The sequence below is a fragment of the Methylocaldum sp. MU1018 genome (assembly GCF_053646775.1).
Genome location: NZ_CM132195.1, coordinates 3,422,456 through 3,446,904 on the forward strand (window position 1 = coordinate 3,422,456; position 24,449 = coordinate 3,446,904).

21 protein-coding genes are annotated in these 24,449 nt (G+C 61.7%); 10 read left to right on the top strand and 11 right to left on the bottom strand.

The genetic code is table 11. From position 1 onward, the window contains the following. Positions 1–64: 64 nt before the first annotated feature. From ACWJKU_RS15735 to ACWJKU_RS15750, 4 genes are all read right to left on the bottom strand, one after another. Positions 65–817: a YdcF family protein gene (locus ACWJKU_RS15735; protein WP_454143728.1), complete on the bottom strand. Its 753-nt coding sequence runs from the start codon at positions 815–817 to the stop codon at positions 65–67. Between the two features lie 85 nt (positions 818–902). Then, complete coding sequence (thiE, locus tag ACWJKU_RS15740) at positions 903–1,541, bottom strand: thiamine phosphate synthase (RefSeq protein ID WP_454143730.1); 639 nt, start codon at positions 1,539–1,541, stop codon at positions 903–905. Between the two features lie 85 nt (positions 1,542–1,626). Continuing rightward, positions 1,627–2,565, bottom strand: coding sequence for a sulfite exporter TauE/SafE family protein (locus tag ACWJKU_RS15745; protein ID WP_454143732.1), 939 nt, complete (start codon positions 2,563–2,565; stop codon positions 1,627–1,629). A 97-nt stretch (positions 2,566–2,662) separates the two neighbouring features. Next, positions 2,663–3,370 (bottom strand): MBL fold metallo-hydrolase, encoded by a 708-nt coding sequence (locus ACWJKU_RS15750; protein ID WP_454143734.1) that lies wholly within the window; start codon positions 3,368–3,370, stop codon positions 2,663–2,665. Between the two features lie 231 nt (positions 3,371–3,601). Here ACWJKU_RS15750 and ACWJKU_RS15755 point away from each other — a divergent pair, with 231 nt between their 5' ends. Continuing rightward, on the top strand, positions 3,602–4,951 hold the full coding sequence (locus tag ACWJKU_RS15755) for a sigma-54 interaction domain-containing protein (RefSeq protein WP_454143736.1): 1,350 nt from the start codon (positions 3,602–3,604) through the stop codon (positions 4,949–4,951). A gap of 159 nt (positions 4,952–5,110) precedes the next feature. After that, on the top strand, positions 5,111–6,337 hold the full coding sequence (locus ACWJKU_RS15760; protein ID WP_454143738.1) for an argininosuccinate synthase: 1,227 nt from the start codon (positions 5,111–5,113) through the stop codon (positions 6,335–6,337). A gap of 87 nt (positions 6,338–6,424) precedes the next feature. Here the strand turns inward: ACWJKU_RS15760 and ACWJKU_RS15765 are convergent, their stop codons facing one another. Then, positions 6,425–7,366 (bottom strand): sigma-54 interaction domain-containing protein, encoded by a 942-nt coding sequence (locus ACWJKU_RS15765; RefSeq protein ID WP_454143740.1) that lies wholly within the window; start codon positions 7,364–7,366, stop codon positions 6,425–6,427. Positions 7,367–7,390: 24 nt separating this feature from the next. Further along, positions 7,391–8,113 carry a sulfite exporter TauE/SafE family protein gene (locus ACWJKU_RS15770; RefSeq protein ID WP_454143742.1) on the bottom strand — a complete coding sequence of 241 codons (723 nt, stop codon included), beginning with the start codon at positions 8,111–8,113 and terminating at the stop codon, positions 7,391–7,393. A gap of 174 nt (positions 8,114–8,287) precedes the next feature. On the opposite strand from ACWJKU_RS15770, the gene ACWJKU_RS15775 reads away from it, so the two are divergent. After that, the gene (locus tag ACWJKU_RS15775) at positions 8,288–8,896 is read left to right on the top strand and encodes a DUF4124 domain-containing protein (RefSeq protein ID WP_454143744.1); all 609 of its coding nucleotides are present in this window, start codon (positions 8,288–8,290) and stop codon (positions 8,894–8,896) included. A 133-nt stretch (positions 8,897–9,029) separates the two neighbouring features. On the opposite strand, the gene ACWJKU_RS15780 is transcribed toward ACWJKU_RS15775, so the two are convergent. Together ACWJKU_RS15780 and pyrF are read right to left on the bottom strand one after the other, a co-directional pair. Then, entirely contained in the window at positions 9,030–9,983 is a 954-nt protein-coding gene (locus tag ACWJKU_RS15780; RefSeq protein WP_454143746.1) for an MDR/zinc-dependent alcohol dehydrogenase-like family protein, read from the bottom strand. 37 nt (positions 9,984–10,020) lie between these two features. Continuing rightward, a complete protein-coding gene (gene pyrF, locus ACWJKU_RS15785; protein ID WP_454143747.1) occupies positions 10,021–10,752 on the bottom strand; it encodes an orotidine-5'-phosphate decarboxylase in 732 nt (243 codons plus the stop codon). 96 nt (positions 10,753–10,848) lie between these two features. On the opposite strand from pyrF, the gene ACWJKU_RS15790 reads away from it, so the two are divergent. Continuing rightward, on the top strand, positions 10,849–11,784 hold the full coding sequence (locus ACWJKU_RS15790) for an AEC family transporter (protein WP_454143749.1): 936 nt from the start codon (positions 10,849–10,851) through the stop codon (positions 11,782–11,784). 6 nt (positions 11,785–11,790) lie between these two features. Beyond that, positions 11,791–13,026 (top strand): competence/damage-inducible protein A, encoded by a 1,236-nt coding sequence (locus ACWJKU_RS15795; protein WP_454148159.1) that lies wholly within the window; start codon positions 11,791–11,793, stop codon positions 13,024–13,026. 24 nt (positions 13,027–13,050) lie between these two features. On the opposite strand, the gene ACWJKU_RS15800 is transcribed toward ACWJKU_RS15795, so the two are convergent. After that, positions 13,051–13,500, bottom strand: coding sequence for an Rrf2 family transcriptional regulator (locus ACWJKU_RS15800; protein ID WP_454143751.1), 450 nt, complete (start codon positions 13,498–13,500; stop codon positions 13,051–13,053). A gap of 259 nt (positions 13,501–13,759) precedes the next feature. Here ACWJKU_RS15800 and ACWJKU_RS15805 point away from each other — a divergent pair, with 259 nt between their 5' ends. The 5 genes from ACWJKU_RS15805 to ACWJKU_RS15825 all read left to right on the top strand — a co-directional run bounded on the left by ACWJKU_RS15805 (position 13,760) and on the right by ACWJKU_RS15825 (position 20,645). After that, positions 13,760–14,752, top strand: a complete 993-nt coding sequence (locus tag ACWJKU_RS15805) for a multicopper oxidase domain-containing protein (protein WP_454143752.1) — start codon at positions 13,760–13,762, stop codon at positions 14,750–14,752. A 37-nt stretch (positions 14,753–14,789) separates the two neighbouring features. Continuing rightward, positions 14,790–16,613, top strand: a complete 1,824-nt coding sequence (locus ACWJKU_RS15810) for a YVTN family beta-propeller repeat protein (RefSeq protein WP_454143754.1) — start codon at positions 14,790–14,792, stop codon at positions 16,611–16,613. Positions 16,614–16,912: 299 nt separating this feature from the next. Further along, the gene (locus ACWJKU_RS15815; protein WP_454143756.1) at positions 16,913–17,659 is read left to right on the top strand and encodes a protein-L-isoaspartate(D-aspartate) O-methyltransferase; all 747 of its coding nucleotides are present in this window, start codon (positions 16,913–16,915) and stop codon (positions 17,657–17,659) included. Between the two features lie 2 nt (positions 17,660–17,661). Further along, positions 17,662–20,142 carry a spermidine synthase gene (locus tag ACWJKU_RS15820; RefSeq protein WP_454143758.1) on the top strand — a complete coding sequence of 827 codons (2,481 nt, stop codon included), beginning with the start codon at positions 17,662–17,664 and terminating at the stop codon, positions 20,140–20,142. A 134-nt stretch (positions 20,143–20,276) separates the two neighbouring features. After that, on the top strand, positions 20,277–20,645 hold the full coding sequence (locus ACWJKU_RS15825) for a hypothetical protein (RefSeq protein ID WP_454143760.1): 369 nt from the start codon (positions 20,277–20,279) through the stop codon (positions 20,643–20,645). Positions 20,646–20,663: 18 nt separating this feature from the next. On the opposite strand, the gene ACWJKU_RS15830 is transcribed toward ACWJKU_RS15825, so the two are convergent. Both ACWJKU_RS15830 and ACWJKU_RS15835 read right to left on the bottom strand, forming a co-directional pair. Then, on the bottom strand, positions 20,664–23,033 hold the full coding sequence (locus ACWJKU_RS15830; protein ID WP_454143762.1) for a hybrid sensor histidine kinase/response regulator: 2,370 nt from the start codon (positions 23,031–23,033) through the stop codon (positions 20,664–20,666). 208 nt (positions 23,034–23,241) lie between these two features. Beyond that, positions 23,242–24,426 (bottom strand): pyridoxal phosphate-dependent aminotransferase, encoded by a 1,185-nt coding sequence (locus ACWJKU_RS15835; RefSeq protein ID WP_454143764.1) that lies wholly within the window; start codon positions 24,424–24,426, stop codon positions 23,242–23,244. Between the last annotated feature and the right edge of the window lie 23 nt (positions 24,427–24,449).

Genomic DNA, 24,449 nt, shown 5'->3' on the forward strand with positions numbered 1-24,449 from the left:
GTTGCGGAATAATTCCAGCTTAAACTTAGATCAGGTCGGCAAATATGCGAGCCGCGCGGCCGGTTCATCGGCCACGGAGCCGATACCACGCCAGCCCGATCCACTCGTGCAGAGCCAAAGCGCTGTTCGTCACGGCCCGGAATGCAGGCACGAAATCGATGAGTCTGAGGGTATCCGGGGACACATATCCGGTTCCGGCGGGCACCGTTTCAAGCCCTTCCCGCTCGAACTCCGGAATCGCCCGCGGCAGGTGCCAGGAATGGCTGACGAGATAAATCCGGCGTATGCCCGCCCGCTTGAGAATCCGAGCGGAGAATCGGGCATTTTCCCTCGTATTGATCGACTCGCGCTCGACCCACTCGACAGGAACGCCGAACTCTTCCTCCAAGACCGAGCGCATGATGGGGCCTTCGGACGCGTAGCCTTCGGGCGCGCCGCCGGTGACCAGGATCGGCTTACCGGTCTTGCGGTACAAGGAAGCTCCGTAGCGGAGTCTCTCCAGGGTACGCGCATTGAGAGTCGCGCCGCCGCCGTATTCCGGCGCGCTCATCTGAATGCCGCCGCCGAGAATGACGATAGCCTCGGCGTCGTGCCCGGAGACGGGCAAAGGCGGGACCTGGAGCGTGGCCAACAGGCCGCTGGATATGAAGGGCGTCGACAACAGCCCCAGCCCGAGCAGACTGGCGGCGATCAGACCGCGGCCCAGGCGGGGCCGCTTGCCGAGCTGCCAAAGACCGATCGCCCCGATGACGAGCATGTTGAGCGGAGGCAGCAGAAATGCGGCGGCCACATTTGCGGCGAACCAACTCCAGTTCATCCCGCAACGACCTTAAAGCGGCGCGGCGAGATATCCCGCCGGCATGGACCGGCATCTTCCCGGCAGCGGCGGAACGCGCGCACCGTCAGGATCGAACAAAAAGAGATTTGAACCTCCGCGCCGCACTCTCTGGATCGGTTTCGCCGAAGACTCCGTCGATCACGGCCAAGACGTCCGCGCCGGCGTCCAAAAGAATCCCGCCGTTTTCCGGCGCCACCCCGCCGATAGCGACCACGGGGATGCGCAGGCGCCGCTTCGCGGCCGAGAGCGTTTCCAATCGGGCGCAAGGCGCGTCGGGCTTGGTTTTGGAGGGAAAGAACCGGCCGAAAGCGACATAGCTCGCACCGCCGGCCTCGGCCCGAACGGCCCGTTCGACCGAATCGTAACAGGACACGCCGATGATGGCGCCGGACCCCAAAGCCTTCCGCGCATCCGCCGGCGACAGATCGTCCTTGCCCACATGCACGCCGTCGGCGCCGATGCGACAGGCGAGCTCCACGTCGTCATTGACGATCAGCGGCACCCCGCTCCGGCGGCAGATCATCAAAAGACACGCCGCCTCGCGCCGAGGATCGCGCGCGGCTTTGGCGCGGTACTGGATCGCCGCGGCCCCGCCCCGCAGGGCTCCCGCCACGGCTTCGGCCAAGGATTCTTCGTTCGGATAAGCGTCTCGGGTAATGGCATACAGCCCCGAACGCGGAAACGGCAAGCGGATGTCGCGCATATTCAGAGAGACCGATTATGAATCAGGCCGGTTCTCCGGCCGCCCGGCGCCGATGATACCGAAAGTGCGAGCCGAACCGACAGCCCTAGCGCCTCGTGCCCTTGCCGTCGCGACGCAATATGAACGATTTTTTCCGGTGCAGACCTCGAGCGTGAATCCATCTGCCAATCTGCCAAATGGCCACGATGCCCGACATCGTGGCCATGCCCCAGAGAAAGTCGGGATGGCGCCGAAGCAGTTCCCTGATTTCCGCGATCAATTCGGGCGTCAGCTCCTTGTACAGAAGGTGGCAGGCAATCGCGATGACGAATACGCCGAACATGCGCCGCAACGCTCGCCCGCTGACGTAGCGGGACAAAAAACCGCCGAGCAGGCTTCCGACGACGGCTACGCCGGTAATGATCGACACCAGTTCGAGGTCGATGCCGACGTGGCTGATATATCCGGCGAGACCGGCGAACGAATTCATGGCGATGACCAGCAGCGAAGTCCCGATCGCGGCGTGCATGGGCAATCCGCCGAGCAAGTTCAGCGCCGGCACCACCAAGAAACCGCCGCCGGCGCCGACCAGCCCGGTAACGAGGCCGACCATGAAACCGTCGAACATAATGACCAACAAGGGGAGATTGGTCGGACAGAAAGGCTTTAAGGCGCCGGGCTCCGCATTGTTTCGCCGTCGCCCGCGCAACATCGCCAAGGCCGTGGCGAACATGACGACGGCGAACAGCAACAGCAAAACGCCGCCCGGAACATAGGCCGCCAGCCGCCCGCCGCCGTATGCGCCCAGCATGCCGGCGGCGCCGAACACCAGCCCCGTACGCCAGCAGACCCGCCCTTTGCGGGCATGATTGAGCGCGGCGGCGAGACTGGTGACGCCCACGACGACCAGCGATGTGGCAATGGCCGTTTTCGGCTCGATATCGAGCAAATAGACCAGCACCGGGATCGTGAGTATCGATCCGCCGCCACCGAGCAAACCCAGCAGCAAGCCGATCAAGAGCGACAAGATAACGACCAAGGTCATGGGTTCGGCTCCCTCATAGGCCCTGCAACGAGTCCGGCCTCTGCGCCAAATGCAAGATGGCCGGCGTCCCGGCGCTGTTTCGGAGACGATGCGGCCCTCAGCCTTGGCGTACGACGGGCTCGCGCCCGCCACAGGCCTGGTTCGCCGGCAACGCTCGGTCGATGTATTTGGGATACGGCAAGTCCAATTCATTCATGATGCCGATGAATTCCTCCCGGCTTTTGCCGCCGCCCAAACGGGGATTCTTGGCCATTTCCTGCCCGATGCTCGATACCGTATTGCCGTTGTAGTCATGGCCCGGATAAACCAGCGCATCGGGCGACAGGGTGAACAGCTTATCGATAATGCTATCGTACAACCGCCCCGCATCGCCTTGCTGAAAATCGGTGCGCCCGCAGCCCCCGATGAACAAGGCATCGCCGGTAAAAACCCGGTCGCCGACGACGTAGCTCACGCAGCCGTTGGTGTGGCCGGGCGTGTGCCGCACTTCGATCTCGAAGTCTCCCACCTGAAGCAGAATCCCGTCGGTAACCAGAAGATCGGCGCACATGGCGCCGGCATCGCGATGTACCACGCTTTTACTACCCAAGCGCTCGCGCAGGATACCGGCTCCGGTGATATGGTCGGCATGGACATGGGTTTCCATCGTGTAGAGCAGCTTGAGATCGAGTTCATTCAGCAGCCTGACGTAATGCTCGATCTCGGTGGCCACCGGGTCGATCAGCACCGCGCGGCGGGTGCGTTCGCAGCCGAGCAGATAGGTGTAGGTACAGGTATTCGGTTCGAATAATTGTTTGAAGATCATCGCGTTTCTCCCGTGGATCAGATGCCCGTCAAGACTATTTGATCGATTACCTACAAAGACCGTGCCCAAACCGAAATGCTCTCTTGCATCCGCGCCGCACCCGTGTGTTTGCAGGGTTTTACGATTCCGGACGGGTCGCGGCTCGCCTCGATGTTTCAAGCGGCGTTTCGCGTGATACATTAGGTGCAACAGGACACATCGTTCTGAAACAGATTGAAACTCTTCTCTCGCATGAGCCAATTCTCGCCTTTTCTGAATCGCTGGCTGAGCGCCGTCGGGCCCGATACCGCCCTGTCGGCGCTGGCCGAATTGACGGGCGGCGCGGTCTTCGCCGTCAACGCCGATGGCGAAATTCTGCTATGGAGCCGCGGCGCCGAGCGCCTGCTCGGGTTCTCCAGCGACCAAGTGCTGGGCCGGCCTTGCAGAGCGGCCCTTCGATGCCGCGAGAGCGATGTTCGGGATAGCGCCGCCCAGAAAGGCCGGATCGACAGCCTTTCGACCGAGTTCGACCACGCCAATGGCGGGACCGTCCGCGTCAAACGCTCGACCCGGGCCTTTTTCGATGCCCAAGGCCAGTTTGCGGGATCTATCGAGGTGCTCTGGCCGGAGGCGGAACCCGGAAGCAAAGGCGCCGGAGCGCACGCGGCGAACGAAGCCGAGATTTTTCATGGTCTCATCACGCGCGATCCCGCGCTCAAGCAGGCCTTTCAAATCATCCGAAACGTGGCCGAAACCGATGCGACGGTATTGATACGGGGCGACTCGGGCACCGGCAAGGAATTGGTTGCCCAAGCCCTGCACGAGGAAAGCCACCGCCGCGGTCATCCGTTTTTGGCCATCAACTGTGCCGCGCTCAGCGCCAACCTGCTGGAAAGCGAGCTTTTCGGACACGTACGTGGCGCCTTCACCGGGGCGGTCAAGGACCATCAGGGGCTATTCAAGCGCGCCGAGGGCGGCACCCTGTTTCTCGACGAGGTCGCGGAACTCCCGCTGGAGCTGCAAGCCAAGCTGCTGCGCGTACTCCAGGAAAAAACCTTTATCCCGGTGGGCGGCGATCATCCGATTACCGTGGATGTCCGCATCGTCGCGGCCACCCACCGCTCGCTGCGCGAGGAAGTCAAGGCCGGCCGTTTCCGCGAAGATTTGATGTACCGCTTGCGGGTCGTGCCCATCTTCCTGCCGCCTCTGCGGGAACGGCGGCAGGATATCGGCTTGCTTTTGCAACACTTCATCGATCGGCACAACGTCCAGGGACCGCGCCGCATCCAGCGCATCGAGCCCGACGCCATGCGGATGCTGCTGGACCATCGCTGGCCGGGCAACGTACGCGAACTACAAAACGTCGTGGAATATGCCTTTGCCGTAGGACGGGGCGAAGCGCTGCAACTGGACGATTTGCCGCCGGAATTCCGGGAGGAGCCCGCATCGCTCGCTGCCGCTGCCGTACCCGCGGGAGAGACCGAAGCCGAGCGCATCGGCCAAGCGCTGACCGCCGCCCACGGACGTATCGACCGCGCCGCGCGAATGCTCGGCATGAGCCGGGCAACCTTTTGGCGGAAGCGGAAAAAGTACGGACTGTGAGGAACGTCGCTCCGATGCGGTCCGGCTTCGAACCGGATCCGGCCATCGGCCGGGCGCTTTACAGGAAAACCGCTTCGTTTGACCGTATCGGGCTGCACCGCTTCGGCCGCACAGTTATAATTTGCCGTTTTTTTCGCTATTCAACTCAACGGAAACGCCATGTCCAACCAGACTGTAAAAAAGGTCGCTCTCGCCTATTCCGGCGGGCTCGACACCTCCGTCATCCTCAAATGGTTGCAGGAGACCTACGGCTGCGAAGTCGTCACTTTCACCGCCGACATCGGCCAAGGCGAGGAACTGGAGCCGGCGCGCGCCAAAGCTCAGGCCCTCGGCATCAAAGAAATCTATATCGACGACCTCAAGGATGAATTCGCCCGGGATTTCGTATTCCCGATGTTCCGTGCCAATGCGATCTATGAGGGCGAGTACTTGCTGGGCACGTCCATCGCCCGCCCCTTGATCGCCAAGCGCCTCATCGAAATCACCAACGAAACCGGGGCCGACGCCATTGCCCACGGCGCCACCGGCAAGGGCAACGACCAGGTCCGGTTCGAATTGGGCGCTTACGCGCTGCGCCCCGACATCAAAATCATCGCGCCCTGGCGGGAATGGGACCTGAATTCGCGCGAGAAGCTCCTGGCCTACGCCGAGCGGCACGGCATCCCGATCGAAATGAAGCGCGGCAAGGCATCACCCTATTCTATGGACGCCAACCTGCTGCACATCTCCTATGAAGGCGGCATTCTCGAAGATCCGTGGGCCGAGCCCGAAGAAGACATGTGGCGCTGGACCGTTTCGCCGGAAAAAGCGCCGGACAAGCCGACCTACATCGAGCTGACCTACGAGCGCGGCGACATCGTGGCCATCGACGGCGAACGGCTCACGCCCGCGCAAATCCTGGCAAAGCTCAACCAGTTGGGCGGCGCGAACGGCGTCGGACGCCTCGATATCGTCGAAAACCGTTATGTCGGCATGAAATCCCGCGGCTGCTACGAAACGCCGGGCGGCACCATCATGCTCCGCGCCCACCGCGCCATCGAATCGCTCACGCTGGATCGCGAAGTGGCGCACCTGAAAGACGAACTGATGCCGCGTTATGCCAGCCTGATCTACAACGGCTACTGGTGGAGCCCGGAACGCCTGATGCTGCAAGAACTGATCGACGCCTCGCAGGCGGCGGTGAACGGCCAAGTCAGGGTAAGGCTTTACAAGGGCAATGTGACGGTCGTCGGCCGCAAATCCGAGACCAACAGCCTGTTCGACATGAGCATCGCCACTTTCGAGGACGATCGCGGCGCGTACAATCAAAAGGATGCGGAAGGATTCATCAAGCTCAACGCCTTGCGCATGCGGATTGCCGCGAAAAAAGGCATGAAGTTCGTTTGAATCGAAAAAGCCCGCGGCGCTTGCCGCGGGCTTTCGGATTCTGCGAAGCGGGGAAGCGCGAAACCGCCCCACCGTGGGAGATCGTGTTTAGCTGATCCCGTACTTCTGCATGCGATAAAGCAGGGTATCTCGAGAGATTCCCAAAAGTCGGGCCGAACGGCTGCGATTGCCGTTGGTCCGCGACAAGGCCTGGCGAATCAGGTCCATTTCGACCTTTTCCAGATTGATGCCCAGTTCCGGCAGGTCGAACAGCGGTTTTTGCGACGGCGCCCGGTTGACGATCTCCAGCGGCAGATTGCCCTCATCGATGGTCCGGCCGGCCAGCAGGATGGACAATCGCTCGCACACGTTGCGCAGCTCCCTGATATTGCCTGGCCAGGCGTAAGCCGTGAGCCGGCCGAGCGCCGCCTTGCTGAACGAAGCCTCGGGAAGCTTGTGCTCTTCGGCAAACCGCTTCATGAAGTACTGGAGCAACAACTGGATATCGCCCATGCGCTCGCGCAACGGCGGAATCTCGATCGGCACGACATTGAGACGATAAAAAAGATCCTTGCGGAACTCTCCCCGCGAAATCTTTTCCTGAAGATTGGCATTGGTGGCGGCGATGATCCGGACATCCACGTTCAAGGTATGGGTTTCGCCGACCGGCTGAATCTCGCCGGTTTCGAGGAAGCGCAGGAATTTGGCCTGGAGCGACACGGGCAACGAATCCACTTCGTCGAGGAACACGGTGCCGCCGTCGGCGGCCTGAAGACGGCCGATCTGGCTGCTCACGGCGCCGGTGAATGCGCCTTTGCGATGACCGAACAATTCGGACTCGGCCAGCGCCTCGGGGAGCGCGGCGCAATTCAGCGTGATAAAAGGTTTGTTTGCACGAGGACTATGTTCTTTCAAAGCATGCGCCAGCACCTCCTTGCCGGTGCCGGTCTCGCCGACCACCAAAACGGTTACGTCGGTCGCGGCAATCATTCTGGCGCTACGCAACAACGCCTCGAAATTTGGCGATTGGCCGATCAGCTTATCAAACATAATCTCACCCTCCTCTGCACATTGCTAACCTATTGTATGGCGAACCATCGGATTGAGCCAAGGGAACGCCGCCAACAGGGCCAGAGCGATCAGAGTGACCCCTGCCGCCTGACGAAATTTTTTCATATTGGATAACCGCACCATCCAGGACGTCATTATACCGACGCCCATGACGGCGGGCAAAGTACCCAGACCGAACGCCAGCATGGTAAAGGTGGCGCGCACCACATCGCCGGTGGTGGCGGCGAGCGCCAATGCCGCATAGACCAGCCCGCACGGCAGCCAACCCCAAATCATGCCGAACACGAAAGCCTTGGGCAGGGTCTCCACCGGAATCAGGCGCCGGCCGTAGGGCTCTATCCGCTTCCAGATGACTCCGCCGGCCTTCTCGATGTAAGCAAAGCGCCGGAACCAGCCGGCGATGTGCAGGCCCGCTCCGGCCATGATCAAAGCCGATACGATCTGCAGGACGCGATGCCCGTGACCTTCTCCGAACGGCAGGCTGAGGACGTGATGAGCCACGCCGGCAAGCAATCCGCCCAGCGAATAACTGGCTATGCGCCCCAAGTTGTAGCTAAATACGAAGGGCATGAGCAGGGATTTTTGCTCCCGGATCTCCCGCCTCAAACTCAAGGTCAGCGAACCGATGATGGAGCCGCACATGCCCAGGCAATGCAGGGAACTGAAAAGCCCCATCAGCAGGGCAACGAAATAAGACGTGCTGAACGCAGTATCGAGATGATGCATAAGAGGGGGAACGATAGCACAAAAGCTTGCGGATACGACAGATCGGGTTCGGACGATAAGCCAACCTCCCGGCCCGCCTTTCACCGTGCGGTGCCCAAGCCGATTTGGAGGGAGCGGATCGGGAACCGGCCGGTCAGACTCAGATTCAAGAACCGTTATTGCCGGAGAAATTCCATGACATTGCGTTTTGCGGCCGTTTGTATTCTTTTTGTGAGCCTGGTTGTGAGCCTGGAGGCCGCGGGAGCGTCGACGCTTTATCGCTGGACCGATAATTCGGGCACCGTCCGCTACGGCTATAACCCGCCCGCAGGCATGAATGCCGCTCCGGCCGAGGAAGCGCAGCGGGAACTTTACAAAGGCCCGATCGATGCGGTCTGTCGTACGCTGGCCAAGGAACATTTGCGCCGCATCGACCGGGAAATCGAGCGGGTAAAAGCCATGCCGGCAGGATTGGGGCCGAAATACGAATTCACGCCGGCCGCCAAGCAAGAGCTGATCCTGGACCTGCTCGCCCATCGGGCGGCCTTGCTGACCGGCAGGAAGGCGTCCGAATTCAGATCTCCGAGCGGGCAGGAAATGGAGCAGTTGAAGGAAAAATATCAGCAGGAAAAAGCCCGCCTGCAGGAAACCCTGACCTCGAAGGATGAAACGATCCAAGCCCAGCAGAACCAACTGAAGCGGGAGCGCCGGAAGGCCGATTTTCTTTATGCGCCATATCCGCTGATGGCTCCGGGAATCATCGACTGCTACCCGGTGGCTCCGGGAATTGTCGAATGCTACTAAAGCGCGTTGCGAACCTTTGATTTTCGACCGTCAAATCGGTCGGCCAGCTTTGACTCCGGCCGGCATGACAGCGCCGGTCGCCCCTAAAAGCCGATGCCTTGGAGCAATTTCGTACAGGCTACAGGAAATTCGGCTATGGGCGGATCAGCACCTTGAGCGAGCCCGGTTCCCGGGCCGATTCGAAAGCTTCGATGGCGCGGACCAACGGATATTCGGCGTCGATCAACGGAACGGGATCGACGGCTTTTTGCTCCAGCAGACGCAAGGCGGCGTCGAACGGGCCGCAGCGGGAACCGATCAGCGAAATCTCGTCCACGACCAGGGACGACAGGTTCACGTTTACGCTGTCCCGGTAAGTCGATTTCAGCACCAGCGTGCCGCGCGGCCGGACCGCGCGCCGGGCGAGATCGAATCCCGACGGCGAGCCGGTCGCCTCGATGACGATGTCGTAATGGCGAGCGGGAATCTCGCCCTCGGCAATCAACCGGATGCCCCGGCTCAGAAGCAGCGTTTTCTGCCGGGGATGTCGCGCCGAAACGTGCAAATCGCAGCCGGCGAGCGCCAGCGTGTGAGCGATGAGCTGTCCCAGCCGGCCGGCGCCGATCAACAAAACTCGATCATCGGCGGTAATGGCCATTTGCTGCCGAATCTCCAGCGCCGCCGCGAGAGGCTCGGTAAAGACCGCCGCCTCGTCCGGCACGGTGTCCGGCACCCGATGCAGATTCCGCAAGGGCAAGGTGAGGTATTCGGCGAACGCGCCGTGCCGGTCCCGGATGCCGAGCACGGTACGGCGCTCGCAATGCGTCGGAAACTCTCGCCGGCAGGTCTCGCATTCGCCGCAGGAGACATTGATTTCGCCGACCACCCGGCAGCCTGCCGGCGTGCCGTCGGGCGAGTCCACGATTTCACCGACGAATTCGTGTCCCGGAATACCGGTGTAAGGATAATAGCCGCGCACCAGTTCCAAATCGGTGCCGCAGATTCCCGCGAGCCGCACCCGAACCAACGCTTCGCCGGCAGTCGGCGCGGGAACGGGAAGATCGTCGCGAACGGAGAGCCGCCTGCCTTCCAGCCAAAGGGCTTGCATAGCGAGACCCGCGAAATGCCGAGCCAGAGCTTGCGTTTTAACCCGCCCTCTTGAACACGTCTTCGATTTGCGCCCGGACCTTTTCCGCCGCCTCGCGCGGATTGGCCGCATCCCGGATCGGGCGGCCCACGACGATGTAATCGGCGCCGTTCAGAAAGGCTTGCTCGATCGTCACCACCCGTTTCTGGTCGTCCGCGGGACGGTTTTCCACCGGGCGGATGCCGGGCGAAATGACCAGCAGCTTTTCGTCTATCTCCCGCCGCAGTGCAGGGACTTCGAGGCCGGAGGAGATCACGCCGTCGCAGCCCAGGGCCAAGGCGCGCCGGGCGCGGGAGAGGACCAAACGCTGGACGTCGCATTCGAAGCCGAGATCCCTGAGATCGCCTTGATCGAGACTGGTCAACACCGTGACCGCCAATATCTTGAGATTGCCCTTGGCTTTCGCGGCCGCCTCCATGATCGCGTCGTTGCCGTGGACGGTGGCGAATTCGACGCCGTGGGCGCTCAGGGCTCGAACCGCACGCGCAACCGTTTCCGGCACGTCGAAAAACTTGAGATCGGCGAAGATCTTCTTGCCCCGCTGTTGCAGCCATTCGATCAGTTCGAAGTAATCGCCGGCCATGAACAATTCCAGCCCGATTTTGTAAAAACTCACCGAATCGCCCAGGGCTTCCACCAGATTCCTGGCTTCGGCGACGCTCGGCAGGTCCAGAGCCATGATGAGGCGGTCTTGGGCGGGAATGGGTTTCTTGGAAAGCAGGTCGGTCATGGATATTCCTCTATGTTTCGGTCGTTCGACCGCTGTAGTCCCGGCACCCGCGCAGCGATTGCTAGAATAACGCCTCCTCGAATCCAGGAGTCGCGAATGGTTTCCGTGCTGATGCAGATGGCCGTATTGATCTTGTGCGGCGCGATGTGGCGCATTATACGGCCTGGCGGGCTGGATGCCGATCAGACTCGCCTGGTGCTGACCGGCGTGGTATTCCATCTTCTGCTGCCGGCGCTGGTGCTTTCCGTATTGTGGAGCGCCGATCTGGGTCTCGAGACGCTGAAAATTTCGCTGTTCGGCGCGGGCATCATTCTGTTCGGCGCCACCATCACCTGGCTGGCCGCCCGTCTCGTCAAGCTCGCTCCGCAGCGCATGGGCGCCGCGATGCTGGCCATCGCCTTCTCGAACGTCACTTACATGGGACTGCCCGTGCTGGAACAGACCTTCGGCCCTTGGGCGCGCGCCATCGTCGTTCAAATCGATTTGTTCGCATCCATGCCGCTGGTTTTCACCCTCGGTATCCTGATCGCCCGGCATTACGGCACGACGAATTCGGAAAACGGTTCGATGCTCCGCTCGCTGCTGATCAATCCGCCGCTGTGGGCGGCGACCATCGCGCTGGGCCTGAATTTCACGGGAGTGGCGCAACCCGCCTGGATGGCGCGGTTTCTAGCGGGCCTGTCCGCCGCCGTCGTGCCGCTCATGCTGATTTCGCTGGGGCTCGGCCTCCGCTGGAACGCCTGGCACGGCCGCAATCTGCCGCTTGCGTCGGTCGTCGTGGCGTTCAAAATGGGCGCCGTGCCGTTGTTCGGTTTGGGGCTGGGGCTGGCCTTGGGATTCCAGGGCGACACCCTGACCGCATTGGTCTTGGAGGCCGCCATGCCGAGCATGCTGCTCGGCGTCGTCTACTGCGACCGCTACCGGCTCGACACGTCGTTTTACGCCCTGGCGGTCTCTCTGACCACGCTTTTCGCCATGCTCTCCCTGCCGTTCTGGCATCAGCGGGTGGCCGCCCTACATTCCGGACATTGAGTGAGTATGCAAAGACCCGCCGCAGAAATCTTGTCGCAAGGGGACGAACTCGTCACCGGCGAAATCACCGATACCAATGCGCCCTGGCTGTCGCACGAGTTGACGGTCCTGGGATTCGACGTGGCCCGGCATACCGCGGCCGGCGACCGTCTGGACGATCTGGTCGACCTGCTCCGCGAAATCGCCGGTCGCGCGGATCTTTGCGTGTGCACCGGCGGATTGGGGCCGACTTGCGACGACCTCACTGCCGAAGCGGTCGGCCGCGCGTTCGGTCTGCCGCTCGAACTGGACGGAACCGCGCTGGTCCAGGTCGAGGCGTATTTCGCGCGGCGCGGGCGCGTCATGCCGGAAGTCAACAAAAAGCAGGCTCTTCTCCCGCGCGGATCGGAACGGCTCGACAATCGATGGGGCACCGCCCCCGGCTTCGCCTTGCGCTCCGGGCGCTGCCGCTTCGTCTTCATGCCCGGCGTGCCGAACGAAATGAAGGCGATGTTCCGGCGCTGGGTCGAACCGGATTTGCACCGGCATTTCCGATTGCTTCCGGCTCGGCTGGTGGTCTTGAACACCGTAGGCGCGGGCGAATCGGAGCTTCAGGAGCGGCTCGACCGCATCGTCTTGCCACCCGAGGTGAAGCTCGGCTTTCGGGCCGGAGGGCCGGAAAACCGGGTCAAGCTGCTGTTTCCGGCGAACTTTCCGGAAACCGAGCTCGACGACATCGTGAAACGCGCCGCCGACGCGATCGGGAATGCGGTATTTTCGATCGGCGGCGCCGAGAAACCGGGAAGCGACCTGGCTTCCGTGGCAGGCCGCGAACTCGCGGCGCGCTGCGCGACGCTCTATGCCGTCGAAACCCTGAGCGGCGGCAGGCTGGCGATGCGTTGCGCCGGTCAGTCGTGGTTTCTCGGCGCGGCCGTGATCCCGGACCCGGCAGGATTGCGCCGATACTTCGGCGTACGGCCGTCGGACGACCTTGTCGAGGCCGCCATCCGAATCATCCCCCGGCTACGGCGGGAGAAAGGCGCGGATCATGTGCTCGTCCAAATCGCACAGTGCGATCGGGACAGGCTGCATGACGATGCCGAAAGCGTCGAAGTCCGCTTCATCCTCTCGGCGCCGGACGGTATCCGGCAGCAAACCCGGCTGATCGGCGGCGATGTCGAACGCAAACAATCCATCGCCGCGGCGCTCAGTCTCGATCTGCTGCGCCGGCATGGTCTGAAAAAGCCGAACCGCCAGACCTGAAAAGGCGTCCGAGCGCCCGCAACCTCAGGTCCCGCTCACGCGCCGTTCGATCAACAACCGGTTCAGCACGGTACGATTTTTAAGGAGATGCGCCAACGTGTATCGGTTTAGAGTTTCCTGAAATGCCGTGGCCGCTTCCTGGAGCACTTTTTTCAGGACACACCCCGGAATGATGCGGCACAACTTGTGTTGGGGATCGAAGCACTCCACGATGTGGAAGTTGCTTTCCATATCGCGTACGACCTCGCCGATATTGATTTCCTCTGGAGCGCGCCCGAGTTCTATTCCTCCGTGCTTCCCGCGAGTGCTCTTGACGTAGCCTCTTGCGGAAAGCTCCTGCACGACCTTCATCAAATGGTTATGAGACATCTCGAACACGCCGGCGATCTCGGCGATGGTCACCATGCGTCCGGTATGTACGCCGACATACATCAGCACTCTCAACGCGTAATCGGTATAACGGGTCAACTGCATTTAGCACCTCAGCGAACAGGTTAAGGCAGTTTTACGACATCAATCGGTCGCAAGACAAACACAACAAAAAAGTATCGACTCAAAAAGTTATTGACTTTCTTGATCGAGCCGCCTTGAATAAACATGCATATGAGGTACATTAGAAATGTATTCATGCATCTCAAATGCATGATAATCTAGATGCCGTGGGAGGGGCATCTATTTTTCAACCGGTATCAGACCCAGACGCGGACTGAAGCCTTCTTAGGAGTAATCGACCATGAGTCTCTCTTATTTTCTCCAGCGAAAGCCATTGTTTTTCTTATTGCCAACGTTGCTCGCCGCCTTTCTCGTCCCGGCCGCGCAGGCCGATGCGAACGCAGGAGCGGCGACGGGCAACACCCATCGCATTACCCTGCGCGCGGCGGCCTTGCCCTCCGGGCAACTCGGTTATCAGATGGTGAGCCACAAGATCCAGGCCGCCGGCGGTCAAACCGAGGATGTCACTTCCCGCTACAGCGGTCAGCCGACCATTCCGGGACCCACCATCGTCATGACCGAGGGCGACGTTGCGGAGATCACCCTGGAAAACGGCATCCAGAACACTGACCAGCCGGTCAGCCTCCACGTGCACGGGGTGCATTTCGATATCCGCAGCGACGGCACGATGAAGGTGCTCAACGGCATCGTCGACGAAGCCGCCTTCCCCGGCAAGCCGTACACCTACAAGTGGGTCGCGGCGCCCGGCACCGCAGGTACCTGGCCCTACCACGACCACGCCTTTGGCCATCCCATGGTAGGCGCCGAGGACAAGGGGCTGTTCGGCACACTGATCGTCAATCCGCAGAGCGGAAAGGTGCCGGCGCTCATCAACGGCAAGATCGAGGAAGTGAACGTCAGCGACATCAAACGGGAATTCGTCCTGTGGATGCATGAGACGACCTTCTGGGGCATGGAAGTCAACAACATACTCAAGGGCAAGCAGATTCCGCTGTGGACCAATCCCACGGTGGGCGCCCGTCTAGGCGAAAAAGTCCGCTTCCATGTGGTCGGACTGGGAACCGCCTTCCATACATTCCATTTGCACGGACACCGCTGGATCCTGCCCGGCACGAGCAATGTCGTCGACACGGTCAACATCGGACCGATCAGCCGCGATACGTTCGTCGTCCAGGCCGGCGAAGGCGTCGGCGCCGGCGATTGGCATTTCCACTGCCACGTCATCCAGCACATGCAGGCCGGCATGATGGGCGATTTCAGAGTAGTCAAATAAATTCGATATAGACTTCTAAAAACAAGAGGTTATGAATATGAATAAATTTTGCAAGCTGACCGCAGCCGTTGCCATGAGCCTCGGAACGATGAGCCTGGTTTCCGTCGTGAACGCCGAAACCGAAACTCCCGAAGATGCCATTCTGAGCGTCGCGGGCGTCATGCCGGTCGCCGCGCTGGAAATGACCGACGAGCCCGGCAAATGGTTCAAGGACCCGACGGATGGCGACAGCCTGGTCGTGGTCAAGCCCGGCGACGCGGTCTTGATCAAGATGACCGACGTCAACGCCGAACACACGATTACCAGCCTGTTGTGGCAGCCCGGCGCCGCCAAATTCCCGGTCGACCAGGACAAGCCGTCGAGTGCCAGCGTCACACAAACCTTCGACAAACCCGGCTTGTACGTATTTACCTGTAAGGTCCACCCGTACATGTTCGGTGCCGTCATCGTGGACGATCCCAAGACGGAAGGACTGGATCTGGGCAGCGAAATTCAGCTCGTCACCGGCGCCAAAGTGCCCACCACCAGCGATGTCGCCAAAAAGCTGCTGCGGACCTTCTTCGTCGCCACCACGCCTTCGCTGTGGCGGGATTACTCCAAGCCGACCTGGGACCTGAAGTTACCGTCCATCCCCCTCAACCTCGGTGGAACGGTGATCGGCCTCGACGCGCTCAACCTGTCGGTGCCGAACCAACTGCTCAAACCGGCCACGCCCGGCGTCGGCGAGGTCTGGGTGAACGCTCAGTTCGAAACCATCAAGGGCAAGACCAAGCCGGGTTCCGCCACGCAAGTCGATGCAGAGAACTGGACCCTCAAGAAAAAGGTCAAGGGGACCGAGATCAACATGAACCATCCCCACAACATGTGGACGGATCGGTCCTACAAATACATTTATCAAACCGAATGGTTCGACAAGCGCTTGGTCACCTTCGACCGTGAAAGCGGGCAGATTTACGGCACGCTGACGGTTGGGCAATCGCCTTCCCATGTCATGTCGCGACCGACGGACGACAGCCTTACGGTGGCGCTCAACGGTGAAGACCGCGTATTAAAGCTGATTGGCGGCCAAAACCCGACGCCCAAGGACTCCCTTAACCTCGGCCCGAATACAGGACCGCACGGGCATCACGTGACCCACGACGGCAAATACGTGCTGACGCCGAATGCCTTGGCGGGTAGCGTTTCCATCGCCGAGATAGACAGCGGCCAGGTCACCAACATACCGAATGTAGGCGTGATTCCGATCGCCATCTGGGGTGACGCGACCGACACGGTCTATGTCGCCAACTTGCTCGGCACGCCGCCGCTGCTCAGCACCTTGAGCGTTATCGACCTCAAGAGCAAAAAGAAGATCAAGGACATCGATCTCGCGGCGGATTACGATCCGATCAGCGGCAAAACGACGGGTGAGGCCACCGGCCTGCTGCCGATCCAGACCCCGATCAGCCCGGACGGAAAGTACGTGGTCACGGCCAATACTCTGAGCGCGACCATCACCATCGTCGACACGAAGACTCAGAAGGTGGTCAAGAGCCTGCCCTGCGAGCCGGGCTGCCACGGCGTCAACTTCGGCATGAAGAAAGGCGGCGGCTACTATGCCTATGTCGCCAGCAAGTTCGCCAACGACCTCATCGTGGTCGATATGGACAAGCTCGAAGTCGCCGGCCGCGTCATGCTCGCCGACGCCAAGGATGCCGATATCGTCGGCAACAATGGCTTTGGCGGCCAGGGCGTTCTTCCTCTGCCTATCGCCGATCACGGCTGGATCGAGGAGACCGCCAAACTGTCCGGCTCCGGCAAGCTTTCCTCGGAAGTCGAAGGCTGGCTGAAATCGCTGACGAAAGAACAGCGGGGAATTTAATCGCCGCGAACACTTGTTCGACCAAGTGCATGGTCCCAACCTAGACGCAGCCCCCCCCTTCGTCCAGGCTTAGGGCCGCCCCGCCCGCCGAGCGCCACGCCGCTCGGCGGGCACCTACCTCCGCTCCGATCTCGACGGAATACCTTCCACGCCTTGCCCTGAATCGCGAAATCGGCCCAAGAGCCCTTTCGGATGCGGCGGCATGCTCGACTTTATTCAGGCTTTCGCGGATACCGGGGAGCATGATCCCTCTCTAACGATATGATCGCATCGGGCGATCCATCAGGATGAGGTCCGCCATGCCCACGATGCCTTTCGTCCGCCGCCTCGGATTTTCGGCCGCGCTGCTGTGCATCGGCCTGTTGGGTGCGGCTGCACGCGCCGACGAATATGCCGTCAAACGCCAGGCCCTGATCGACGAAATCCGCCGGGAAACCCGATGGGTCAGCAGCGAGATCGGCAAATCCGAACTGGATGGCCGGGTCTTGAGCGCGATGGAGAAGGTGCCCCGGCACGAGTTCGTCAGCGACGAACTGCGCAGCATCGCATATGCGAACCGGCCTCTGCCCATCGGTTATGGGCAAACCATTTCACAGCCCTTCATCGTGGCGCTGATGACCGATCTGCTGCGCGTCGAGCCGGACGGTTCCGTGCTCGAGGTCGGCACCGGCTCCGGCTATCAGGCGGCCGTCCTGGCGGAATTGGCCAAGCGGGTCTACTCCATCGAAATCGTGCCGGAATTGACGGAGATAGCGGCGGAGCGTCTGAAACGGCTGGGCTACGCCAATATCGAGACCAAGACCGGCGACGGCTATTACGGCTGGCCGGAGCACGCGCCTTTCGACGCCATCATCGTCACCGCCGCCCCCACTCAAATCCCGCCGCCGCTGGTGCAGCAGCTCAAGCCGGGCGGGCGCATGGCCATCCCGGTCGGCGGCCAGTTCCTGCCGCAGTACCTGGTGCTCGTGGAGAAAAGCGCGCAGGGCAAAGTTTCGACCCGGCAGATCGTGCCGGTGCAGTTCGTGCCTTTGATGGGCGCACATTAGTCATGGGCAATTCCGGAATCCGACCGCTCCGCAAGAATGGGCGACTCGCGCTCGATGCCACCCCGCCCCGGCTGCTTTTGCTCTCGATATCCCTGATTTCGGCCGCGGCGCTCGGCTACGAAATTCTCCTGATGCGACTGTTTTCCATCATCCAGTGGCACCATTTCGCCTACATGGTGATCAGCCTGGCACTGCTCGGCTACGGCGCCAGCGGAACCTTTCTGACCCTCGCCCGAGGATTTCTGTTGCCGCGTTTCGGCGCCGCGTTCGTTCTCAACGCGGCTTTGTTCGGCGCAGGCGCGGCGTTGTGCTTCCTGGCCGCGCAGCGGGTGCCCTTCAATCCGCTGGAGGTGCTTTGGAGTCCGGGCGAATGGGGACATCTCGTCCTGATCTATCTGCTCCTGACGCCGCCCTTCTTCTTCGCCGCCAACTGCATCGGCCTGACCTTTCTGCGCTATAAAGCGATGATCGGACGGGTCTATGCGGCCGATCTCTCGGGCGCGGGAACCGGCGCGCTGGCGATCATCCTGCTGCTGTTCCCGATGCTTCCCTTGAATGCGCTGGCCCTCGCCGGCGGCGCGGGCTTCGCGGCGGCGGCCCTGGCCTGGATCGCGCTGGCGATGCGTCCCCGCAAGCGGGTCGTGCCGCTCGTCGCCGCCATTCCCGCCCTGTGGTTTCTGATTCATTGGAGCGGCGCGGAATTGCGGCCCGTGGAATACAAGAGCCTCCCCCAGGCTTTGCGCGTCGCCGGCGCGTCGCGGATCGAGGAGCGCTCCAGTCCGCTCGGGCTGCTGAGCGTGGTGCGCAGCCCGGAAGTACCCTTCCGCTATGCGCCGGGTCTCAGCCTGAACAGTCCGGCTCCGGTGCCGGAACAACTGGCGGTCTTCACCGACGGCGAAGGCATGAGCGCCATCAATCGCTGGGATGGAAACCGCGACAGCCTCGGCTTTCTCGATTACGTGCCGTCCGCCTTGCCGTACCATCTGCTGCCGCGGAAGCCAAAAGTGCTCGTTCTCGGCGCGGGCGGGGGCAGCGAGGTGCTCCAGGCGATTTATCACGGCGCGGAACGCATCGACGCGGTGGAACTCGACCCGCAGATGATCGACCTGGTGTCCCGCGATTTTGCCGATTTCGCCGGACATGTTTACGACCGCCCCTCGGTCAGCGTGCATGCGGCCGAGGCGCGAAGTTTCGTCGCCGCTTCGCCGAGCCGTTACGATCTGATCCAGATCGCGCTGCTGGATGCGTTCAACACCTCGTCGGCGGGTTCGTATGCGCTGAACGAAAGCTATCTCTATACGGTGGAGGCTCTACAAGCCTATTTGGCGCACCTGAGACCCGACGGTTTTCTCGCCATCACTCGCTGGGTCCGGCTGCCGCCCCGCGACGAGGTCAAGCTGTTCGCCACCGCGACCGATGCGCTGACGCGCTCCGGCATGTCCGAACCGGAACGCCGGCTGATGTGGATCCGCGGCTGGCAGACCAGCGCGCTCCTGATCAAAAACGGCGAGATTTCGGGTCCGGAGATCGCCGCGCTGCGGCAGTTCTGCGACGAACGTTCCTTCGACCTTGCCTACTACCCCGGAATCGAAGCGCAACAAACCAATGTCTACAACCAACTGAAAGAGCCCTATTTCTTCGAGGCGGCGACGGCTTTGCTGAGCCCCGAACGGGAATCGTTCATCCGGCGCTACAAATTCGACGTCCGCCCCGCCATCGACGACCGGCCGTATTTCTTTCACTTCTTCAAATGGCCGCTGTTATCGGAAGCCTTCAAGCTGAAAGGATCGGGGGGACTTTCGCTGCTGGACATGGGTTATCCGATTCTGCTCGCAACGCTGCTGCAATCGGCGGTCATCGCCGCACTGCTGATCCTCGCACCGCTCGGGGCACTGATGCCTCGGGGCTACGGCGGCACGGAAAAACGCCTGCGATATGGCGTTTTCGGTTATTTCTTCGCGATCGGACTGGCGTTCATGTTCACGGAAATCGTTTACATCCAGAAATTCATACTCTATCTCGGCCATCCGCTCTATGCGGTGGCGGTGGTATTGGCGGGATTTCTGATTTTTGCGGGAATGGGAAGCCGGTATGCGGCAGGCATCGCGCCGCAACACGCCGACCTGCACATCGCGCGGGCGGCCAAGGCGATAATCGCGGTCTCGGCGATTTATCTCGCGCTGCTTCCGGCGCTGTTCGACGCCTCCATCGCCCTTCCGGCTCCGGCCAAAGTGACGGCCGTTCTCGTCTTGATCGCGCCATTGGCGTTTTTCATGGGGTGGCCGTTTCCGCTGGGGCTTTCGCGGCTGGCGGCCGAAGCGGAGCACCTGGTTCCCTGGGCATTCGGCATCAACGGCTGCGCGTCGGTGATCGCCGCCATTCTGGCCACGGTGCTGGCCATCCAGTTCGGCCAGTTCCGGCTGTTGATCGCCGCCTTGTCGCTTTACGGGCTGGCGGGCTTCGCACGGCCTCACCGGCGCTGACATCGAAGCGCAGGAACCGAAGCCACCCCGCTGCGTCTATATTTTTGACCGGAACGCCGCAGATCCGGTCTTCCATCGACAGCCACGTTTGGGCGATACGAAGCTCAAACTTCGCAAGGACGCGAGGTTCTGCCATGAAGTATCTGCTTTTGACCGGGGCGTTGCTGCTTTGCGGCTGCGCGCCGATATTGCACGAAGAGCCCCTTACCGGCCGGTTTTATCCGGCTACGACCCGGATCGACATTCTGGACTCCTGGCCCGAGAACAGGGCATTCGTCGAGATTGCGGAGATCACCGCCCGCGCCGATCAGGATTCGGTTGCCGCAATCATCGACCGGGCCAAGGAAGACGGGGCCGATGCCGTTCTGTTCGGACCGCCGTATCACTACGGCGATGTCGTCATTTTGTTCGCCGGCGGCAATATCGAAGGACATTTGGCGGGCGGGATCAATACCGTTCCCATGACTCGAATCCGCGCCCGGCTGATCAAATATCTGCAATGACGGCCATCGCCGGGCGGACTAACAGCGGCTCGAGGTCTTGACCGACGAACCGGCGCGCGTGGGCACGCGATACTCGGCGATCGTTCGGACGATGTCCTCCAGCGCGACCGGCTTGGTGAAGTGATGGTTGAACCCGGCCGTAAAGGACCGGTGACGATCCTGATCCTGGCCATAACCGCTGATGGCGATCAGCAGCGCCTGCTCGGTTTGAGGCATGGCGCGCAGCCTCTGCGCCACTTCGTAGCCGTCCATCACGGGCAGCCCGATATCCAGCAGCACCACATCCGGAGCGAATTTCTGCGCGACGGCGAGGGCCGCAGGGCCATCCCCGGCCCGCTCGACTTCGCAACCTTCCAGAGCGAGCAGGATCGACAGTCCTTCGACGATATCCGCATTGTCGTCGACCACCAGCACGCGCCGCGCGGCACGCGGCTGAACATCGGCCGCGACCTCCGACTCGGGCATCGGATGCTCTGCCGGAATATCCGACAGCAACGGCAACCGGACGATGAACTCGGCCCCCTTGCCGATGCCCTCGCTGATGGCTTCGACGCTGCCGCCGTGCAGGTCGACCAGTTGTTTCACCAGGCTGAGTCCGATGCCCAGCCCGCCCTTCGAGCGGCCCAGGGAGCGGTCGGCTTGGGCGAAAAGGTCGAAAATGCGGGGCAGCACCTCCGGACTGATGCCCACGCCCGCATCCCGCACCCGGATGACGGCCCGCCCGTCCTCCTCCGCGGCTACCAGCCAAATCTGCCGGTTCGGCTCGGAATATTTGGCGGCATTGTTGAGCAAATTCGATATGACTTGCGCGATCCGGATCGGATCGCCTTCGATCCAGACCGGCTCGGAAGGCAGCGACAGGCTGATCCTGTGGCCGTGCGCCTGAATCATCGGCCGGCTGGTTTCCATGGCGTGATTGACGATGGCGGCTAGTTCGAGCGGTTGCTTGTTCAGGGTGACCTTCCCGCGGCTGATGCGGGACACGTCCAAAAGGTCGTCGACCAGTCGCGTGATGTGCTTGGTCTGCCGTTCGATGACGTCTCTCGCCCAAGAAACCTGCGGCCCGGTGCCGTCCGTCCGGTGCAGAATCTGCACGGCGTTCAGGATCGGCGCCAGCGGATTGCGCAATTCATGCGCCAGGGTGGCCAAAAAGTCGTCCTTTTGCCGGTCCGCGGCGGTCAGCTTTTGGGTTTCGCGGATCAGCGCCTCCTGAAGCCGTTTCATTTCGGTGATGTCGAGATTCATGCCTGCCCAGGCCGTCATCTTGCCCTCGGCGTCGCGGATCGGCACGCCGCGACTGAGAATGCAGCGGTAAGAGCCGTCCGCGCTGCGAATGCGGTACTCGTAATCCCAGAAACGGCCGGTCTTGATACAGTCCCTCCAGCGATCCAGGAGAGGCTGCATGTCCTCCGGATGCAGACGCGACACCCAGCCGCCGCACTTGCACTCTTCCAGCGTCATTCCGGTCATTTGCCGGAACGAATCGCTCACGTAGCGGATATCTCCGTTCGGATCGCAGACCCACGCTCCGAAAGGAATCGACTCGCCGATGGCGCGGTAAAGCGCTTCGGACTCGGCCAGAGCGGCCTCCGACCGGCGGTTTTCCGTCACGTCGCGGAATATCAGGATCACGCTCAACAGCCGGCCGTCCTCGCCGCGAATGGGCGCGGCGCTGTCGTCGATCGGAATTTCCCGCCCGTCCCTGGCGATCAGCACCGTATGATTCGCGAGCCCGACGATGGCGCCGGTCCTCAAGACCTTCTCGACGGGGTTTTCAACCGGTTCGCGTGCTTGTTCGTCAACGATGCGAAACACTTCTTCCAGCGGCCGACCTCGCGCGTCATCCTGAGTCCATCCGGTCAGCGACTCTGCCCTCGGGTTGAGCAGTTCTATGCGCGCCTCCGGATCGGTGACGATCGCCGCATCGCCGATGCGGGTCAAGGTGACGAAAAAGCGCTCGCGTTCGACGCGCAACCGCTCTTCCGCCTGTTTGCGCCTGGCAATCTCGTCTTCCAGTTGCTTCTGCCGGCAGGCTTGCAACTCGCTCATCGCGCGTCCACTCCGCCAGGCATGGAGCGACAGGATTATGCCGAGTCCGGCAACGACAAAAGCGCCTGTCCGAAACCATTCCGTCATCGCTTCGGTCCATGACGGATCGATGGAAGACGCACCGAGACCGACGTTCAACGCCGCGCCTGAAAGCGTTGCCAGCAGCCCGGGACCCAGGCCGCCGAAAACGGCGCCCAGCAACACCGGAAGGAGAAAGGACGCCGCCACGAGCGTACCCGGGCGCGGTTGCGGCAGAAGCCATACGACCAGCACCGCGGCCATCACCGCGCCGATTGTCAGGGCGTACGCCGATACGGACGAGAGCTTGGGGTGAACCATGACGAGAATCCTGTCTCCATCAATGCGGCGAGATTCCGATGAGCGGGCATCACAACCCTGTGGCAGCGGTCATGCCAAGCGCTCCGCATCACCGGGCCGATGTTAACACGGTTCGGCCGGGCAGGCTGCGCCGAGCGGATCCGGAAAAATCGGGCTCGGCGCCGCGGAACCGGCATCCGCGCCGGCCCCGCGCCCCGAAATCGAAGGTTTAAGCCAGGCCGATCTTCAATCGCTCCACGGCTTTTTGGAGATTGGCCATGCTGGTGGCAATCGAGAGGCGCACATGCCCCGGAGCGCCGAATGCGGAGCCCGGAACCACGGCAACGCCGCCGTGCTCGATGAGGTGTTCCGATAGGCCCAAGTCGTCGGAAATCCCCGGCATCCGCGCGATCACGCCCTGCACGTCGGGCAGCACGTAGAAGGTTCCGTCGGTTTCCAGGCAGGATACGCCGGGAATGCCGTTCAGTTCGCTCACCACGTAATCGTGCCGCTCCTTGAACGCCTTGACCATCTCGCCGATGAAGGACTGATCGCCGTTCAAAGCGATTTCGGCCGCAACCTGGGAGATGGAGGTCGGGTTCGAGGTGCTTTGCGACTGGATGTTGGTCATCGCCTCGATCAGCTTGGCCGGCCCCGCCGCATAGCCGATGCGCCAGCCGGTCATGGAATAGGCTTTGGATACGCCGTTCAACACCACGGTGCGGTCGTACAGCTCCGGGCAGACGTTGAGGATGTTGCGGAAGCTGCCGGCCTTCCAGACGATGTGCTCGTACATGTCGTCGGTGGCGACCACCACGTCGGGACGCTCTTTCAGCACCTCGCCCAGGGCCTTGAGTTCCGCTTCGCTGTACGCCATGCCGGTCGGATTGGACGGGCTGTTGATGACGAACAAGCGGGTTTTCGGTGTCAGCGCCGCTTTCAGTTGAGCGGGCGTGATTTTGAACTTCTGCGACTGCGGCGCGTCGATAATGACGGGGACGGCGCCTGCGAGAAGCACCATGTCCGGATAGGACACCCAATACGGCGCCGGAATGATGACTTCATCGCCCGGATCGAGCAGGGCCTGCGCCAAGTTGTAGAAGCTCTGCTTGCCGCCGCAAGACACCAGCACTTGCTTGACGTCGTAATCGAAGCCGTTTTCCCGCTTGAACTTCGCGACCACCGCCTTCTTGAGGCCCGGCGTGCCGTCGACCGCCGTATATTTGGTAAAACCGTCCTGGATGGCCTTGATGGCGGCCTGTTTGATATGCTCGGGCGTGTCGAAATCCGGCTCGCCGGCGCCGAGGCCCACGATGTCTTTGCCGGCGGCGCGCATGGCGGCCGCTCGTGCGGTCACGGCCAAGGTAGGAGAAGGTTTGATCGACTGTACGCGGTCGGAAAGTTTGATGTTCATTGTGTCGAGTTAAAGATTGATCG

What these genes read in the sequence shown, in the direction of transcription:
- ACWJKU_RS15735 (WP_454143728.1), bottom strand. Translation starts at nt 817, where the DNA reads ATGAACTGGAGTTGGTTCGCCGCAAATGTGGCCGCCGCATTTCTGCTG.
- thiE (WP_454143730.1), bottom strand. Translation starts at nt 1,541, where the DNA reads ATGCGCGACATCCGCTTGCCGTTTCCGCGTTCGGGGCTGTATGCCATT.
- ACWJKU_RS15745 (WP_454143732.1), bottom strand. Translation starts at nt 2,565, where the DNA reads ATGACCTTGGTCGTTATCTTGTCGCTCTTGATCGGCTTGCTGCTGGGT.
- ACWJKU_RS15750 (WP_454143734.1), bottom strand. Translation starts at nt 3,370, where the DNA reads ATGATCTTCAAACAATTATTCGAACCGAATACCTGTACCTACACCTAT.
- ACWJKU_RS15755 (WP_454143736.1), top strand. Translation starts at nt 3,602, where the DNA reads ATGAGCCAATTCTCGCCTTTTCTGAATCGCTGGCTGAGCGCCGTCGGG.
- ACWJKU_RS15760 (WP_454143738.1), top strand. Translation starts at nt 5,111, where the DNA reads ATGTCCAACCAGACTGTAAAAAAGGTCGCTCTCGCCTATTCCGGCGGG.
- ACWJKU_RS15765 (WP_454143740.1), bottom strand. Translation starts at nt 7,366, where the DNA reads ATGTTTGATAAGCTGATCGGCCAATCGCCAAATTTCGAGGCGTTGTTG.
- ACWJKU_RS15770 (WP_454143742.1), bottom strand. Translation starts at nt 8,113, where the DNA reads ATGCATCATCTCGATACTGCGTTCAGCACGTCTTATTTCGTTGCCCTG.
- ACWJKU_RS15775 (WP_454143744.1), top strand. Translation starts at nt 8,288, where the DNA reads ATGACATTGCGTTTTGCGGCCGTTTGTATTCTTTTTGTGAGCCTGGTT.
- ACWJKU_RS15780 (WP_454143746.1), bottom strand. Translation starts at nt 9,983, where the DNA reads ATGCAAGCCCTTTGGCTGGAAGGCAGGCGGCTCTCCGTTCGCGACGAT.
- pyrF (WP_454143747.1), bottom strand. Translation starts at nt 10,752, where the DNA reads ATGACCGACCTGCTTTCCAAGAAACCCATTCCCGCCCAAGACCGCCTC.
- ACWJKU_RS15790 (WP_454143749.1), top strand. Translation starts at nt 10,849, where the DNA reads ATGGTTTCCGTGCTGATGCAGATGGCCGTATTGATCTTGTGCGGCGCG.
- ACWJKU_RS15795 (WP_454148159.1), top strand. Translation starts at nt 11,791, where the DNA reads ATGCAAAGACCCGCCGCAGAAATCTTGTCGCAAGGGGACGAACTCGTC.
- ACWJKU_RS15800 (WP_454143751.1), bottom strand. Translation starts at nt 13,500, where the DNA reads ATGCAGTTGACCCGTTATACCGATTACGCGTTGAGAGTGCTGATGTAT.
- ACWJKU_RS15805 (WP_454143752.1), top strand. Translation starts at nt 13,760, where the DNA reads ATGAGTCTCTCTTATTTTCTCCAGCGAAAGCCATTGTTTTTCTTATTG.
- ACWJKU_RS15810 (WP_454143754.1), top strand. Translation starts at nt 14,790, where the DNA reads ATGAATAAATTTTGCAAGCTGACCGCAGCCGTTGCCATGAGCCTCGGA.
- ACWJKU_RS15815 (WP_454143756.1), top strand. Translation starts at nt 16,913, where the DNA reads ATGCCCACGATGCCTTTCGTCCGCCGCCTCGGATTTTCGGCCGCGCTG.
- ACWJKU_RS15820 (WP_454143758.1), top strand. Translation starts at nt 17,662, where the DNA reads ATGGGCAATTCCGGAATCCGACCGCTCCGCAAGAATGGGCGACTCGCG.
- ACWJKU_RS15825 (WP_454143760.1), top strand. Translation starts at nt 20,277, where the DNA reads ATGAAGTATCTGCTTTTGACCGGGGCGTTGCTGCTTTGCGGCTGCGCG.
- ACWJKU_RS15830 (WP_454143762.1), bottom strand. Translation starts at nt 23,033, where the DNA reads ATGGTTCACCCCAAGCTCTCGTCCGTATCGGCGTACGCCCTGACAATC.
- ACWJKU_RS15835 (WP_454143764.1), bottom strand. Translation starts at nt 24,426, where the DNA reads ATGAACATCAAACTTTCCGACCGCGTACAGTCGATCAAACCTTCTCCT.